Source organism: Streptomyces inhibens, assembly GCF_003389455.1.
Classification (GTDB): Bacteria; Actinomycetota; Actinomycetes; order Streptomycetales; family Streptomycetaceae; genus Streptomyces; species Streptomyces inhibens.
The window spans coordinates 37,644-51,805 of record NZ_QUAC01000079.1 but is presented as its reverse complement, the minus strand read 5'-3'; the positions used below and the strand labels follow the sequence as shown (position 1 = coordinate 51,805).

13 protein-coding genes and 1 tRNA gene are annotated in these 14,162 nt (G+C 71.7%); 10 read left to right on the top strand and 4 right to left on the bottom strand.

Going from position 1 to position 14,162, the window contains the following annotated elements:
* A partial coding sequence (locus tag DY245_RS11545; RefSeq protein WP_181923629.1) for an ATP-binding domain-containing protein occupies positions 1–1,158 on the top strand: 1,158 nt, incomplete at its 5' end.
* Between the two features lie 136 nt (positions 1,159–1,294).
* On the opposite strand, the gene DY245_RS11540 is transcribed toward DY245_RS11545, so the two are convergent.
* The gene (locus DY245_RS11540) at positions 1,295–1,969 is read right to left on the bottom strand and encodes a hypothetical protein (RefSeq protein ID WP_128506318.1); all 675 of its coding nucleotides are present in this window, start codon (positions 1,967–1,969) and stop codon (positions 1,295–1,297) included.
* Positions 1,970–2,016: 47 nt separating this feature from the next.
* Between DY245_RS11540 and DY245_RS11535 the strand changes: the two genes are divergently transcribed.
* Positions 2,017–2,205, top strand: a complete 189-nt coding sequence (locus tag DY245_RS11535) for a DUF5703 family protein (RefSeq protein WP_030416245.1) — start codon at positions 2,017–2,019, stop codon at positions 2,203–2,205.
* Between the two features lie 85 nt (positions 2,206–2,290).
* On the opposite strand, the gene DY245_RS11530 is transcribed toward DY245_RS11535, so the two are convergent.
* The 3 genes from DY245_RS11530 to DY245_RS11520 all read right to left on the bottom strand — a co-directional run bounded on the left by DY245_RS11530 (position 2,291) and on the right by DY245_RS11520 (position 4,999).
* Entirely contained in the window at positions 2,291–3,097 is an 807-nt protein-coding gene (locus DY245_RS11530; RefSeq protein ID WP_128506316.1) for a chaplin, read from the bottom strand.
* Between the two features lie 172 nt (positions 3,098–3,269).
* Entirely contained in the window at positions 3,270–3,503 is a 234-nt protein-coding gene (locus DY245_RS11525) for a chaplin (RefSeq protein ID WP_128506314.1), read from the bottom strand.
* Between the two features lie 170 nt (positions 3,504–3,673).
* Positions 3,674–4,999, bottom strand: a complete 1,326-nt coding sequence (locus DY245_RS11520; RefSeq protein WP_128506312.1) for a M20/M25/M40 family metallo-hydrolase — start codon at positions 4,997–4,999, stop codon at positions 3,674–3,676.
* 369 nt (positions 5,000–5,368) lie between these two features.
* Between DY245_RS11520 and DY245_RS11515 the strand changes: the two genes are divergently transcribed.
* From DY245_RS11515 to DY245_RS11485, 8 genes are all read left to right on the top strand, one after another.
* Positions 5,369–5,453 (top strand) — tRNA-Leu (locus tag DY245_RS11515).
* A gap of 121 nt (positions 5,454–5,574) precedes the next feature.
* Positions 5,575–6,516 (top strand): RluA family pseudouridine synthase, encoded by a 942-nt coding sequence (locus DY245_RS11510; protein WP_128506310.1) that lies wholly within the window; start codon positions 5,575–5,577, stop codon positions 6,514–6,516.
* Between the two features lie 75 nt (positions 6,517–6,591).
* Entirely contained in the window at positions 6,592–7,008 is a 417-nt protein-coding gene (locus DY245_RS44280; RefSeq protein ID WP_181923628.1) for an effector-associated constant component EACC1, read from the top strand.
* Between the two features lie 7 nt (positions 7,009–7,015).
* Positions 7,016–8,539: a caspase, EACC1-associated type gene (locus DY245_RS11505; RefSeq protein WP_181923627.1), complete on the top strand. Its 1,524-nt coding sequence runs from the start codon at positions 7,016–7,018 to the stop codon at positions 8,537–8,539.
* Positions 8,540–8,555: 16 nt separating this feature from the next.
* Positions 8,556–11,099, top strand: a complete 2,544-nt coding sequence (locus DY245_RS11500; RefSeq protein ID WP_128506305.1) for a hypothetical protein — start codon at positions 8,556–8,558, stop codon at positions 11,097–11,099.
* A gap of 3 nt (positions 11,100–11,102) precedes the next feature.
* Entirely contained in the window at positions 11,103–12,467 is a 1,365-nt protein-coding gene (locus DY245_RS11495) for a hypothetical protein (protein WP_128506303.1), read from the top strand.
* Positions 12,468–12,600: 133 nt separating this feature from the next.
* Positions 12,601–13,362 carry a Bax inhibitor-1/YccA family membrane protein gene (locus DY245_RS11490; RefSeq protein ID WP_128506301.1) on the top strand — a complete coding sequence of 254 codons (762 nt, stop codon included), beginning with the start codon at positions 12,601–12,603 and terminating at the stop codon, positions 13,360–13,362.
* A 114-nt stretch (positions 13,363–13,476) separates the two neighbouring features.
* Positions 13,477–14,151 carry an HAD family hydrolase gene (locus tag DY245_RS11485; RefSeq protein WP_128506299.1) on the top strand — a complete coding sequence of 225 codons (675 nt, stop codon included), beginning with the start codon at positions 13,477–13,479 and terminating at the stop codon, positions 14,149–14,151.
* Positions 14,152–14,162 lie beyond the last annotated feature (11 nt).

Here is a 14,162-nt window from a genome sequence, read left to right as displayed (position 1 = left end):
GCGCACACCGGCGCGGAGGCGGCCCGCGCCGAGCCCGCCGCGCTGATCGCCGCGGCCCGCTCGCTGGGGCTGCGGGCCTTCGGCGCCACCCACACCGAGAACGGCCGCCGGCGGCTGGCCGCCCACCTCACCGAGATCGCGCCCGCCGCCCCGGCCGCCGGCTCCGCGGATCCGGCCGCGGCGGCGGTGACCGTATCCGGTCTGCTGTCCGGGCAGGAGGGCCCGGGCCGGGACACGGAGGGTGCCCTCGCGCTCGATCTGCTGGTCGTGCTGGACGCGCCGCAGCTGGATCTGGAGACCGCCGCGCTGCTCGTGGAGTCGCTGACCGACGGGACCCGGCTGGTGCTCAGCGGCGACCCGGGCGTTCTGTGGTCCGCCGGTCCCGGCCGGCTCTTCGCCGATCTCCTCGCGGCCCGCTTCTGCCCCCAGGTCGCCTCACGTACCCCGGACTTCGGCCCGATCGGCGAGCTGGTGTCGGGCATCGGCATCGGCGAGCTGAGCCAGGTCGAGGCGCCCGGCAAGGAGGTCGTGATCGTTCCGGTGCGGGACGCCCGGGAGGCGGTGCACCGCACCGTCCAGCTGGTCGCCGACTCCGTGCCCCGGGCGCTCGGTGTCCCCGCGGACCGGACGCAGGTCATCACGGTCGGCCATGGCGGCGCGGCCGGCACCCGCGCGCTGAACGCCGCTCTCAAGGAGCGGCTCAACCCCGGTCCCGGCCGGTTCGGCGGATTCGACCCCGGCGACCGCGTGGCCTACGCCCCGGCACCCGGCCGTACGGTGCCGGGCACGGTCACCGGCGCGGACGCCGCGGGGCTGCGGCTCGACTGCGACGGCTCCGCCGTCGTCGTACCGCGCGAGCAGGTCGGTGCGGGAGCCGTTCGGCACGGCTGGGCGCTCACCGCCCATCAGGCGGCCGGGACGCGCTGGCCCGCCGCGGTGGTCGTGGTCCCCGGTGACGCGGCCGGCGGTCTGACCCGGGCCTGGGTCTATACCGCCTTCAGCCGCGGCGAGCGGCATCTGTCGGTCGTCCAGGGCGTCGACCAGGCGCTGCCGCGCGCGGTCGCCGAGGTGCCCGTCAAGGAGCGCACCACCCGTCTGCGCACCCTGCTCCAGCTGCAGAGCGTGCAGACCGCGCAGGACGCACCGGCGGCCGGCTGAGCCTCGTAGGCCCGCTCCCGTCCGCACCACCGCACAGCGCTGCCCCGGTCCGTCGTCGAGTTCCGTCGACGGGCCGGGGCAGCGGCATATACGGATCAGCGTGCGGCATCGGTGCGGCGGGCACCCCGGGCCGCGCTCACCGTTCGTGGTCGAGCGGCTCCAGCAGGTCGTCGTCGCCCAGTTCCTCGTCGAAGACCGCGCTGACGTCGAAGCGGCACACCACCCGTTGCGGATCTGCCTGGTCGAACGGCGCGGGCAGCCACTCCCCCGGCTCGGACGGGTCGTCGGCGGCCGCCACCCACAGCGTGGAGTCGCCCTCCTCCAGGCCGAACTCCTTGTGCCGGGAGGCGATCTCGTCCGGTTCGAACTCCCCGAACAGCACGCCGAGCGCCGCATGCACACTGCTGCCGACGACCGCGGCGGCATCGACGCCGTTGCCCGCCGCCTCATCGGCGGCGTCCGGATCGAGATCGGCGATGCGCTGTGCCTGGTGCAGCAGCCGCTGCGGTTCGGCGACGGTGTAGTCGCGCCGGATCAGCACGCTCAACGCACTCGGTTCCTCCGGGCCCGCATAGGCGGGCAGCGCATCGTTCCCCGGGATCTCGAAGGGGGTGACCTCGTCGTAGGTGTCGTAGAGCAGCTCGTCATAGACCTCAGCCGCCGCGGCGAGCTCGTCGAACGCGGCGTAGACAGCCGGATCGTCCTGCCCCGAGCGGCGTTCGACCGCGTCGAGGTGACGGTCCAGCGCGGCTTTGACCGCCTCGGCGGCGGCACGTACCTCGGCAGCGGAAGGCTGCGCAGCATCAGACATAGTGCAGACGCTATCCGTACCGGGGCCGGTCCCGCACAATAGATGCGATGCCGGAATACGAATTCTGCGATGTGTATGTGCCTCGGGGAGTCTCTCGGAAGGCCACCACACGCCTGCTGACCGACCATGCCGAGTACGGACACTGGGAGTTGGACCGACTGCGTCTGAACCCCGACGGGAGCCGCAAGGTGCGGCTGCGCCGCCGGATCATTCGCCAGCTCCGCGCCACGTGGTGATCACCACCGGCGTGCGGACACAGCAGAGCGGGCCCCGTATCGGCGGGGCCCGCTCCGTGCTGCGGTGTGCGCTAACCGCGGATGATCACCGGCGAGCGGCGCGCGCCCTGCGGTAGAGCACGGCACCGCCGATCAGCAGCCCGGCGCTGGCCGGTACCGCGTAGCCGATCGTCCCGGAACCGGTCTGCGCGAGGTGACCGGCGGGCTTGGGAGTCGTCACGATCTGGCTGTGCGGCTCGGTCTGCGGGTGCAGCCCCGGAGAGGTCGGGGTGCCCTGCTGCGGGGTGTCCGGGTGGTGCGACGTCCCCGGGTGGTGGGGCTTGCCCGGCTGATGAGGCTTGCCGGGGTGGTGCGGCTTACCGGGGTGATGAGGCTTCCCCGGGTGGTGGGGCTTGCCCGGCTCATGGGGCTTGCCCGGGTGGTGCGGATAGCCCGGGCTCGTCGGCGACTCATTGGCGCAGTCGTTGCCGAAGGCCGGATTGAGCAGCCCGCCCCCCGAGACATTGTTGCCGCAGGCATTCACCGGTACGTCGACCGGCGCCTGGACGCTGTTCCCCGAACCGACACCGGGCGAATGCGATGCCCCGCCGGCGGCGCCCGAGCCGCTGTGCCCGCCCGGGTGGTGCTGGCCACTGCCGTGGTGCTTGCCACCCCCGTTGACACAGTGGTTCCCGAACGCGGGGTTGAGCAGTCCGACAACATTGACGGTGTTGCCGCAGGCGTTCACCGGTACATGGACCGGTACTTGGACATTGTTGCCGGATCCCACGCCGGGCGAGTGCGCGGCGCCTCCGGCGGCGCCCGCATCCGCATATGCGTAGCCGGCGGCCGCGGCGAGCACGCCACCGGCGGCCGCCATGGTGATCAGGCCCTTTTTCGCGACCTGTCTCATAGGTTGTTCCCCTGCCTAGTGCCTTACAGGAATCGTGCGAGTAGCGATCCCATGGAGAGATCCACCCGCCCAGCGAATACCCACCGGCTCCGAAATGCATGGCCTACATTCCGGAGCCGAACTGGATCAGACCCTTACGGGTGCAAGTACAACGTCAAAGAGCGTCAGAAAGTCACTTGTTGACGCAGTAGCTGCCGAACGTGGGGTTCAACAGCCCGACCACGGAGATCGTGTTGCCACATGCGCTCACCGGAACATGGACCGGGACCTGGACGGTGTTACCGGAAACAATGCCAGGGGAGTTCACGGCAGCGCCCTGGGCACCCGAGTCGGCAACGGCCAGGCCCGCACCGGCGAGCACAAGGCCACCGGTGGCCGCCGCAGCAGCGACGATCTTCTTGATCATTATTCCTCCTTGTAGGCAATGCGGTCCCAGCCGCGGACCGCACACACTGCAACGAGAAAAAGACCGTTGAAGCTACGAACACATCAGTACATTCACTCGTTTCAGCGAAGTCGGCGCGAACGACAGGAAATCCACGCCGATTTCAGCTTCAGACCAGGTCCCCGGTGATGTCAGCTCTGTTCGATGAACCGGTCGAGCACCCGCACCCCGAACTTCAGTCCGTCCACCGGAACCCGCTCGTCCACGCCGTGGAACATTCCCGCGAAGTCCAGCTCCGGCGGCAACTTCAGCGGGGCGAAGCCGAATCCGCGGATCCCGAGATCGTCGAAGGACTTGGCGTCCGTACCGGCGGAGAGCATGTACGGCACGGCGCGTGCGATCGGGTCCTCGGCCTGCAGCGCCGACTGCATGGCTTCGACCAGCGCGCCGTCGAAGGTGGTCTCCAGGGCCTTGTCCGCGTGCACGTCCTCGCGCTTGACGCGCGGGCCCAGGATCCGGTCCAGGTCGGCCAGGAACTCCTCCTCGTAGCCCGGCAGGAAGCGGCCGTCGACATGTGCGGTGGCCTGCCCCGGGATGACATTGACCTTGTAGCCGGCGCCCAGCTGCGTCGGGTTGGCGGTGTTCCTGAGCGAGGCGCCGATCAGCTTGGCGATACCGCCGAGCTTGGCCAGCGTGCCGTCCATGTTCTCCGGGTCGAGCTCGGTGCCCAGCGCGTCCCCGAGCTCGTCCAGGAAGGCCCGCAGCGTCTTGGTCACCCGTACCGGGAACTCGTAGCGGCCCAACCGCCCGACCGCCTCGGACAGTTCGGTGATGGCGTTGTCCTTGTGGATCATCGAACCGTGCCCGGCGTTGCCGTCCACGGTCAGCTTCATCCAGTGCATGCCCTTCTGGGCCGTCTCGATGAGATACAGCCGCAGCTGCTCGTTGACGGTGAAGGAGAAGCCGCCGACCTCGCTGATCGCCTCCGTGACGCCCTCGAAGAGGTGCGGGTGGTTGTCGACGAGGTAGCGCGCGCCGTAGGTGCCGCCCGCCTCCTCGTCCGCGAGGAACGCCAGCACGATGTCGCGCGGCGGCTTACGCCCGGTGCGCAGCCGGTCACGGACGACGGCCAGCGTCATCGCGTCCATGTCCTTCATGTCGACCGCGCCGCGGCCCCAGACGCACCCGTCGGCGATCTCGCCGGAGAACGGGTGGTGGGTCCAGTCGTCGGCGTTGGCCGGCACGACGTCGGTGTGCCCGTGGATGAGCAGCGCGGGCCGCGAGCGGTCCTCACCCTCGATCCGGGCGACGGTCGAGGCACGGCCCTTGTGGGACTCGAAGATCTGCGGCTCCAGGCCGACCTCGGCGAGCTTCTCCGCGACGTACTCGGCGGCGGCACGCTCACCCGGGCCCGAGTGGTCGCCGTAGTTACTGGTGTCGATCCTGATCAGATCCCGGCACAGGTCGACCACCTCGTCCTCACCGGTGACCGTACGGGCCGGCTGCGACTCGCTCATGCCGGAACCTCGCTTCGCTCGGCCCCGCATTCGCGGGGCGCGCACCTTCCCATAGTTCGCTCGCGGAGCTCGCTCACGCTTCCTCCTCCTGGTTCACGGCCGCGTCACGCGCCCCGAGGAGCGCGGCCCGCGGCGGGGTCCACCGCCATCCTCCACCCGACGCGGGCTGCGCCCAAGGCCGCAATACTCCCGACATGCCCTGGTCACAGCCCCGCGCCCGGCCAAATGTGCGGGTGATCGACCACCCTCGAAGGTTTGCTATTGTTTTCCACGTCGGAACGGCCCAGGCCGCACCGACAGNGACCACCCTCGAAGGTTTGCTATTGTTTTCCACGTCGGAACGGCCCAGGCCGCACCGACAGACACCTTGTCCGGGTGGCGGAATGGCAGACGCGCTAGCTTGAGGTGCTAGTGCCCTTTATCGGGCGTGGGGGTTCAAGTCCCCCCTCGGACACTTTCGGTCATCAACGCCCGCTCTGGCGCTCAGCCAGGCGGGCGTTGGTCGTTTCCGCCCGGTCGTTCTCCGCCCGGGTGCGACTTGAGAACCCCGGCCGGACCGGTGTTCTCTTGCCTCTGTGAGACGCAGATCCCCGCTTCCGCCCGCACCGCTCCCCCAGCGCGACGGTATCGACCCCGTGCGGGTGCGGCTGCCCGCCGATCCCGGTGGGACGTGGGGCACGGTCCGCGACCATCTCGTCGAGCGGTTCCAGGGGGCGATCGGGGCCGGGCGGGTCGATGACATGCTGCGGACCGGGCGGTTCGTGGGGGTGGACGGCGTGCTGAGTGGGGGCGAGCCGTATCTGGCCGGGCGGTATGTGTGGTTCCACCGGGACTTCGCGCCGGAGGTGCCCGTGCCGTTCGAGGTGGGGATCGTCCACCGGGACGAGCGGATCGTGATCATCGACAAGCCGCACTTTCTCGCCACGACGCCGCGCGGACGGCACATCACCGAGACCGCGCTGGCCCGGCTGCGGCGCGATCTCGGGCTGCCGGCGCTGCAGCCGGCGCACCGGCTCGACCGGCTGACGGCGGGGCTGGCGCTGTTCGTCGTACGGCCCGAGGACCGGGGCGCGTACCAGAACCTCTTCAGCGGGCGACGGGTGCGCAAGGAGTACGAGGCGGTGGCGCCGTACGACGAGAAGGTGGCGCTGCCGGTGACCGTGCGCAGCCGGATCGTGAAGGAGCGCGGGGTGCTGGCCGCCCGCGAGGAGGCCGGGGCGGCCAACGCGGAGAGCCGGATCGAGCTGGTCGAGCGGCGGGGCGGGCTCGGGCGCTACCGGCTGCTGCCGACGACCGGCCGTACCCATCAGCTGCGGGTCCATATGAACGGTCTCGGGCTGCCGATCCTCAACGATCCGATCTATCCGGTCGTCGGCGACCCGGACCCGGACGACTTCTCCGCACCGCTTCAACTGCTCGCGAAGGTACTGGAGTTCACCGATCCGGTGGCGGGGTGCGAGCGGCGGTTCGAGAGCGGGCTGCGGCTGGCGGCGTGGGATGCCTGCTCGATGGCCTGATCGTGAGACCTGGGGGACGCGCGAGACCTATGCTGACCGCTCAGGCGGGGCTCGGGGACGGCGGCGGGGGCGGCGGTGCGGGTACGGATCGAGATCGAGGCTGACCGGGACGACGGGGCCGGGGACGCGGCACGGTCGCTGTACACCTGGCTGAGCGCCGATCCGGAGGTGTCGGCCGGGGCCGGTCTTTCGCCGGTGCGGCGCGATGAGGCGCCCGGCCGTATGGGGCCGGTTCTGGAGGCCGTCGAGGCGGTGTTCGACAGCGGGGTGCAGCTGGCCTCGCTGGTGGTGGCGGTGGCCAGTTGGCGCAGCACCCGGCCGCGCGCCGAGCGCGTACGCATCGAGCGTGCGGGCATCAGGGTGGATGTGGACGGTGCGGATCCGGAGGCCGTCGCGCGGGTGCTGCGGGCGCTCGGCGAGGGTGCCGCCCCGGCCGCCGGGAGCGGCGAGGGGCCCGGGGCGCCGGCGGACCGGCCCCAGCAGCGGGATTAGCGTGCCGGTGGCGCAGCTGTCCGACCCGTCCCGTTCGCGCGCCGTCCTGATCGGTACGCATACGTATACGGAGCTGGACGACATCCCGGCGGTGGCGAACAACGTCGACCGGCTGGCCGCTTTGCTGTGTGATCCCGCGGTGTGGGGGCTGACGGAGGGGCGGTGCAGCGTGCTGCGGCAGCCGTCCAGACACACCATCCTGGACACGGTCTACGAGGCCGCCGCCGAGGCCACCGACACGGTGGTGCTGTACTACGCCGGCCATGGGCTGGTCCATCCGCAGTCGGGGGAGCTGCATCTCGCGCTGCCCGGGTCGCACCCGGACCGGCCGTACACCGCGCTGCGCTACGAGGAGCTGCGGTCGATCCTGCTCTCGCCGGGCGGCGGACGCCCCTCGGCCCGGCGCAAAGTGGTCATTCTGGACTGCTGCTGGAGCGGGCTGGCGCTGGGCGGTCTGATGCACGGCCGGGACATCGTGCCCGGGGTCGCCGTCGAGGGCGCCTTTGTGCTGACCGCCACGGCAGCGACACGTCAGGCGCTGGCGCCGCCGGGTGAGACGTACACGGCGTTCACCGGTGAGCTGATCCGGCTCGTCGATGCCGGGGTGCCGGGCCGGCCCGCGTTGCTGAGCATGTCGGCGCTGTTCGAGGAGCTGGCGGGGGCGCTCACCGCGAAGTCCCGTCCGCAGCCCCAGCAGAGCACCCGCAACTCCGCCGGGCGGATCTGTCTGTTCCGTAATCGCGCGGAGACGGAGACGGAGGCGGAGGCCGGGCCGGGTGCGGACGGGCCGCGGGCCGGCGGCAGGGCGGGGCCGCGGGTGCCGGTGGCGGAGACGGCCCGGCCTCCGCTTCGCCGTGCGGAGGCCGGCCGCTCGCAGACGCCGGAGAGGTCGCCGGCCGTGGAGCGGGAGCCGTCCTGGCCGGAGCTGGTACGAGTGGCTCTTACGGAGTCGCTGACGGTGCGGCTGGGGCGCTACCCGGTGACCCATGCGCAATTCCGTGCCTTTCTGTGCGACCCGGAGAATGCGCGCTGGCGTCCGGCCGAGGCGCGGGCGGCGGGGACGTACGTGGACGACAACTACCTGGCGGGCTGGCGCGGCCCGGAATTCCCGGCGGGGCTCGGTGACCACCCGGTGGTCGCGGTGAGTGCGTATGCCGCCGGCGCCTATGCGGGCTGGGCGGGACGGTGGCTCGGGATGCCGCTGCGGCTGCCGACCGCGGCGGAGTGGGAGCTGGCGGCGGCGGCCGGCCGGAGCGGCGAGTGGTGGCGCGAGGACATCGAGGCCGGGCGGATCAACTTCCTTGGCAGTCTTGGCGAGCCGGCGCCCGTCGGGGAATTCCCCCCGAACCCGTACAACATCGGCGACCTGCTCGGTAACGTCTGGGACATCTGCGTGGACGACACGGGTGCGCCGGTATTGCGCGGCGGCGCCCACGACACTCCCGCGGCGCGCCTGCGGGAGCATCTGTCGCCACGGTCACCGGCCGAGTGCCGCGCAAACGTCGGATTCCGGTGCGCCGGCGACGTGTGACGACGAGAGGAGATCCATGCGGGGGGACGCCGTCGACGAGGTACTGAAGCGGTTGCCGCACACCTGGACAGCGGGCGAGGCCGAACAGGTCCGGCAGCGGTTCCGGGACAGCCGGCCGGCCGTACCGAAGCGCCTGGTGAGCACGTTGTGGCAGTACTGGCTGCAACAGTGCCCGGACGAGCCGCTGTTCGGCGATACCGAGGACGATCTCGCGCTGGTGCTGCACGCACGGGCGCTGGGGCTCCAGGTTCCCGGCGGCGACTTCGGAGCCGATGACAGCCCGGTCGCACGGTGCGCCCGGCGGGCCCGGGATTCGGCGGAGTGCGGGCCGCTGTTCCCCGCGCCGCTCACCTGGGGGCCGAAGGCCGCGCTCGCGCCGCAGGTGCGCGCGGCGCTGCCCTCCTCGCTGCTGCGGGCATGGGTGGCGGGGGACGAACAGGGCCCCGTCGAAGTGCTGGTGGTCGGCGAGGGCATCGCGGAGATCCGGCAGCAGGTGGTGCAGGCGGCGCTGACCACCTGTCTGCGGGTCAATGGACTGAGCGACCCGGAGAGCGGCGATTTCGTCGGGGACCATATCGGCGTCGGGCTGATCCGGGTGACGGCCGGGCTCTTCGGCACACAGCCCTCGCTCGACATTCCGTCGGTGTTCCGGGCGCGGTCGGTGACGGTGGCGGACGGCGCGTCCTCGACGGCCCGTGGCGCGCTGCGCGACTTCGTGGGCCTGCTGCGGTCGCTGGCACACGAGACCAGCCTGGTGGAGGTCACGGATGTCGCGTACCCGGACCTGGTGGCGTACGCCCAGGGGCTGCGGGCGCTCGCGGAGCGGGCGGCGGGCGAGCCGGACCGGGCGTTGTTGCGCCCGCCGCGCGACATGGACGGCCCGGAGGCGGTCGGGCTGGTGTCCCTTCAGCCGTATCTGCGCACGGCCAAAGGGCACGGGGCGACCGTGGGGCTGGAGTTCAGCCCGGACCTGTTCACCACGGACACCTATCTGAGCATCGAGCAGGCCCATCAGCGCGTGCTCTCGCAGCGTCTGACGATGGACGCGCGGCTGCGCCGGGACCAGCTGGAGGCCGAGATCAAGCAGCTGACGGCCGATCTGGAGGCGTTCACCCGGGCGAGTGTGGCGGAGCGGCGGGCGCTGTGGCCGCCGACGGTGCTGCTGGTCGAACGGTTCGACGAGCCGACCGGCCGGACGATCCGGCTCACCGAACCCGAGGAGCGGGAGACCGAGCAGTACTACGAGGCCAATGTGCCGCAGCTGATCTCGATGCGGGAGAAGTGGGCCCGGCGGATGGGCGAGCTGGTGGAGCAGCTGGAGACGGCGGTGCACCGGCCGCACGCCCCGGCGCGCCAGGTCGCCGCCGGGCGGTTCATCGATGCCGCACTGCGGGACGTGGCGCCCGACGAGAGCCCCGCCACCGAACGGGCCTTCCAGGCCTGGCGCAAGGAGGTCGCGCCGATGCTGTGGTTCGAGTGGCGGTGCGCGCTGCGCCGGCACCGGATCGCCGCGGCGGATGTGTTCACCCCGCACACGGTGCTGATCAGCCGCTATCTGCCGCCGACCGCGGAGGACGCGGCGGTGCTCTTCATCCACCCGTACACGCTGGTGGACACCGCCCGCTCCGCGGTGCTCGCCGACGCCGAGCGGGCCGTGCTGGTGGTGCGCGACGCCACCGACCACGCCGAGCCCGCTCCGTCCGGCGCCACCGGGCCCACCGCGCAGACGCTCTGGGACGGTCTGGCCCGGCTGGCCGAAAAGCCGGATGCCGAGGAGGAGTTCGGCCGGAGCTTCCTCGAAGCGCTGCGCACCCAGCCGTCCGGCATCGCCCGCCGGATGATCGAGGCGCTGCAGCCGTCCGAGCCCACCGCCGCCGAGGCGGACGCCATCGAGACGGCGCTGCGGACCGCGGAGCGTCATACGTCCGTCGGCGAGGGGATGGACCGGGCGCTGATGGCGATGCGCAACGAGGCGTTCCTCACCGCCGGGGAGTGTCTGGACGACCTCCAGGCCGAGCCCCCATGGCTGGCGCGAGCCTGGCTGCTGCGGGCGGTCGTGGAGTGCCGGGCCGCCCGGCTGGAGTCCCGTGAGATCCCCGGGCTGCTCGGCCACCAGATGCCCGGTCTGCCCGATGTGGCGCTGCGGGCCCTGGACGAAGCGGGCAGCGCCGACGAGGAGTTCACCCGGGCCTGGCTGGAGACGCTGCCGGAGGCCGGTCTGGACAAGGGCATCCGGCGGCTGTTCCAGGGCCTGCCGCGGGCCCGGGCGAGCTGCAAGGGGGATCCGCTGAACAAGGTGAGCGCGGAGCGGGAGTACGCGGTGTGGCTCTTCCGGCGCGCGGTGGAGAACGCCCGGCTGGCCCGGCAGCTGGACGAGGCCGGTGAGGAGCTCGCCGAGCATCAGGAAGCCGTCGACGCGGCGCTGGCCAAACTGGGCCGGGCGCTGGAGGAGATTCTGGTGGGTCCGTACGTCGGGGGGTCGCGCGGGGAGGCCGAGGAGCTCTTCGAGGTCCTGTCCGGCCAGGAGCCGCCGCGCTACGGCCGAGTGGCAGGGAGGTGAGCCATGGACAACGAGCTCTATGTCGTGTGGATGGTGCGGACCTCGGAGCGCGCCATGGCCGCCGTCGAGGAGGCGCTCGGCAACTTCGCCGCGCAGGATCTGCTGCACCGGATCGGCCGGTTCAGCGAGGCCGAGAGCCGGCTGGCGGAGCTGGCCGCCCGGATCCGCGCCGCGTTCACCCCGCCCGAGCTGCCGGCCGTGTTCACCGGGCGGCATCTGCATCTGCTGGTCGGCCCGACCGTCCAGCCGCTGCTCGCGGAGATCCTCCGGAGCCCGGAACCCGAGGTGTTCGCGACGCTCTTCGACTCACATCAGCTCGCCCAGGCGCTGCGCGAGACGGGGCACCGTCAGGACGGCATCGACGACGCCGAGTTGCTGCTGCTGGCGCTGCTGGCCCGGCTGCCCCGGCTCGCCGCCCGGCACGGCCTGGAGTCCCGCGACTGGGGCGGTTTCGTCGAGGGCCGGGGCTGGCTGACCCCGTACGCGCTGGACCGGCTCACCGAGCTGGCCCGGCGGCGCGGGTGGTCCGCCGACGCCGGCCCCACCCAGATCCTCGCGGGCGTACTGGAAGGCGTCGGCGGGCGGCCGGACGCCGACCGGGCCGCGCAGTTCGACGCGCTGGCGCTGATCGAGCTGCGCCGGCGGATCGGTCTGCTCAGCGAGCGGCTGCGCGGCGACGCGCTGGAACACGCCGAGGAGGCCGCGCGGCTGGCGCCGGACCTGACCAGCGTGAGCCGGCTGCCGGCATGGCTGGAACTGTATGAGCACCATGCGGTGGCCGTGGGCATGCGGCGGCTGTTCACCGGCTCGGTGACGATCGGCGAACAGCTCAAGGGGCTGCACAGCCAGCCGCCGCCGGAGACGGGCAGGCCCAAGCCCGAGGAGAATCTCCGGGTGATCAACGAGGTCCGCTACGGATTCCTGAAGCGGCGGATGTCGTTCGACATCGAGTGCGAGGTGGAGGGGCAGTCGCACCCACTGCGCGTACTGCGCTGCCGTGGGGTGCTGCCGGGCCAGTATCCCGCCATCCGCGACACCGTCCGCCAGCTGCGCGGAAGCGATCTCTGCGCGCAAGGCGAGAGCCTGGGCGAGCGGCTGCTCAACACCGCGGTACCGCAACGGCTGGGCCTGCCGGGCCGGTTGCGGTCGGCGCTGCACCGCTACAGCACGGAGGCCGTCCAGTGTGTGGTGCTGACGGGCATCCGCCAGCCGGTGGCCGTGCCCGCGCCCTGGCGTGATCATCTGGGGACGGCGCTGCCGTATGCGTCGCCGCCGGCCGGTGACACCGTGTTTCCCGAGGTGGACGAGGTGGTGCGGGCACTGCGGGACAGCGTTCCGGGTTCCCGCCGGGTGGTGGAGGTGGAATGAGCCGCTCCCCAACTATGCTCGTACGACGAGCAGTTGAGGACGCAAGTCACCCGGGCCGGCCCGGCCGGCCGCACACCCCGTCATCCGCTGTGATCGTCATCCGCTGTGACATCAGATCCCTCCAGGAGGGCCGATGGCCGCCACCAGCAACCCCGCGATTCGTAACCTGCTGACGCTGGACGGTGCGGTCTCGCCGGCCGGTGCGGGCCCCTCCGGCGGCGCGTCGCCGGCCGCCGGCAGGGACCGTCCGATCACCCTCGACGACATCGCCGTCAAAACCCTGACCGTCTTCGGGGTCCTGACGGCGAGCGCGTTCCTCACCGCCTTCTGGGAACTGCAGTTCCTCGCCCTGCCGGCGCTGGTGATCGGGCCGGGCATCGGGATCTTCCTGGCCGTCCGGCCGCGGCCGAGCGCGGCGCTCGCCCTGGCCTTCGCGGTGGCGCAGGGGGTCGTGCTCGGGGAGGCGACCCGGTTCTTCGACGGACTGCACCCGGGCATCGGCACCCAGGCCGTCGTCGGCACCGGCTGCATCTTCGCCGGCACGCTCGCGGCGTACGGCACCCGTGTGGTCCGGGTGAGCGCCAAGGTGACGCGCTGGGCGGTCGGTACGGCGCTGGGGCTGCTGGTGCTGCTCCTGGCGAACCTGGTGGCCTCGTGGGTGTTTGGTGCGGATCTGGGTCTGCGGGGCGGCGGCATCCTGGCGATCGTCGTCAGCGTGGCGGCGATCGCCGCCGCGTCCTTCTTCTTCCTGGTGGAGTTCGAGGCCGCCAACCGCTTTCTGCGGTCCGGCGCCTCGCACCGGTGGGCCTGGTACGTGGCCTTCGGCCTGGCGATGACGCTGGTCTGGCTCTACTTGGAGATCCTGCGGCTGCTGTCGTACCTGCGGTGGTGGTGAGAGGGCAGGCCGGTCGGCCAAGTCCCGCTCCCCGGCGGAATTTGCGATGCGGGCGGGCACCGGGCCTGCGTAGGGTGCGCAGGTCGGTGGAGTGCGAGAAGGGCTGGCAGGCGGATGCTGATCTTTGATGCGGATGACACGTTGTGGGAGAACAACGTGATCTTCGAGCGGGTCATCGACGAGTTCCTGGACTGGATGGTCCACCCCGAACTCGACCGGGACGGGGTACGGGCCGTGCTCGACGGGATCGAGGCGGCGAACGCCGTGACCCTCGGGTACGGCAGCAAGGTGTTCCTGCACAGCCTCGGGGAGTGCGTCGAACGGCTGCGGGGGCGGGCCGCGACGGCGGAGGAGTCGGCGCGGATCTCCGGATGGGCGGCGGCCTTCGACGGGGGCCGGGTGGAGCTGATTCCCCAAGTGGCCGAGACCCTGGCCGAGTTGGCCCGGCGGCATGAACTGCTGCTGCTGACCAAGGGCGACACCGAGGAGCAGGAGCGGAAGGTGGCGGCGTCCGGGCTGACCCGGCACTTCCGGGGCGTACACATCGTGGCGGAGAAGAACGTGGCGACGTACGAGGAGCTGACGCGCGCCTACGATCTGGTGCCGGCCTCCGCATGGATGATCGGGAACTCCCCCAAGTCGGACATTCTGCCGGCCCGTTCGGCCGGTCTCAACGCGGTGTTCATCCCGAACGACCACACCTGGGTACTGGAGCACGACGAGCTCGACCCCGGCGACGACAAGGTGCTGAGGCTGTCGGCGTTCGGCGAGCTGCTGCGCCACTTCTGAGCGGGAGAGGG

What these genes read in the sequence shown, in the direction of transcription:
- DY245_RS11500 (WP_128506305.1), top strand. Translation starts at nt 8,556, where the DNA reads ATGCGGGGGGACGCCGTCGACGAGGTACTGAAGCGGTTGCCGCACACC.
- DY245_RS11520 (WP_128506312.1), bottom strand. Translation starts at nt 4,999, where the DNA reads ATGAGCGAGTCGCAGCCGGCCCGTACGGTCACCGGTGAGGACGAGGTG.
- DY245_RS11540 (WP_128506318.1), bottom strand. Translation starts at nt 1,969, where the DNA reads ATGTCTGATGCTGCGCAGCCTTCCGCTGCCGAGGTACGTGCCGCCGCC.
- DY245_RS11490 (WP_128506301.1), top strand. Translation starts at nt 12,601, where the DNA reads ATGGCCGCCACCAGCAACCCCGCGATTCGTAACCTGCTGACGCTGGAC.
- DY245_RS11525 (WP_128506314.1), bottom strand. Translation starts at nt 3,503, where the DNA reads ATGATCAAGAAGATCGTCGCTGCTGCGGCGGCCACCGGTGGCCTTGTG.
- DY245_RS11535 (WP_030416245.1), top strand. Translation starts at nt 2,017, where the DNA reads ATGCCGGAATACGAATTCTGCGATGTGTATGTGCCTCGGGGAGTCTCT.
- DY245_RS11495 (WP_128506303.1), top strand. Translation starts at nt 11,103, where the DNA reads ATGGACAACGAGCTCTATGTCGTGTGGATGGTGCGGACCTCGGAGCGC.
- DY245_RS11530 (WP_128506316.1), bottom strand. Translation starts at nt 3,097, where the DNA reads ATGAGACAGGTCGCGAAAAAGGGCCTGATCACCATGGCGGCCGCCGGT.
- DY245_RS11485 (WP_128506299.1), top strand. Translation starts at nt 13,477, where the DNA reads ATGCTGATCTTTGATGCGGATGACACGTTGTGGGAGAACAACGTGATC.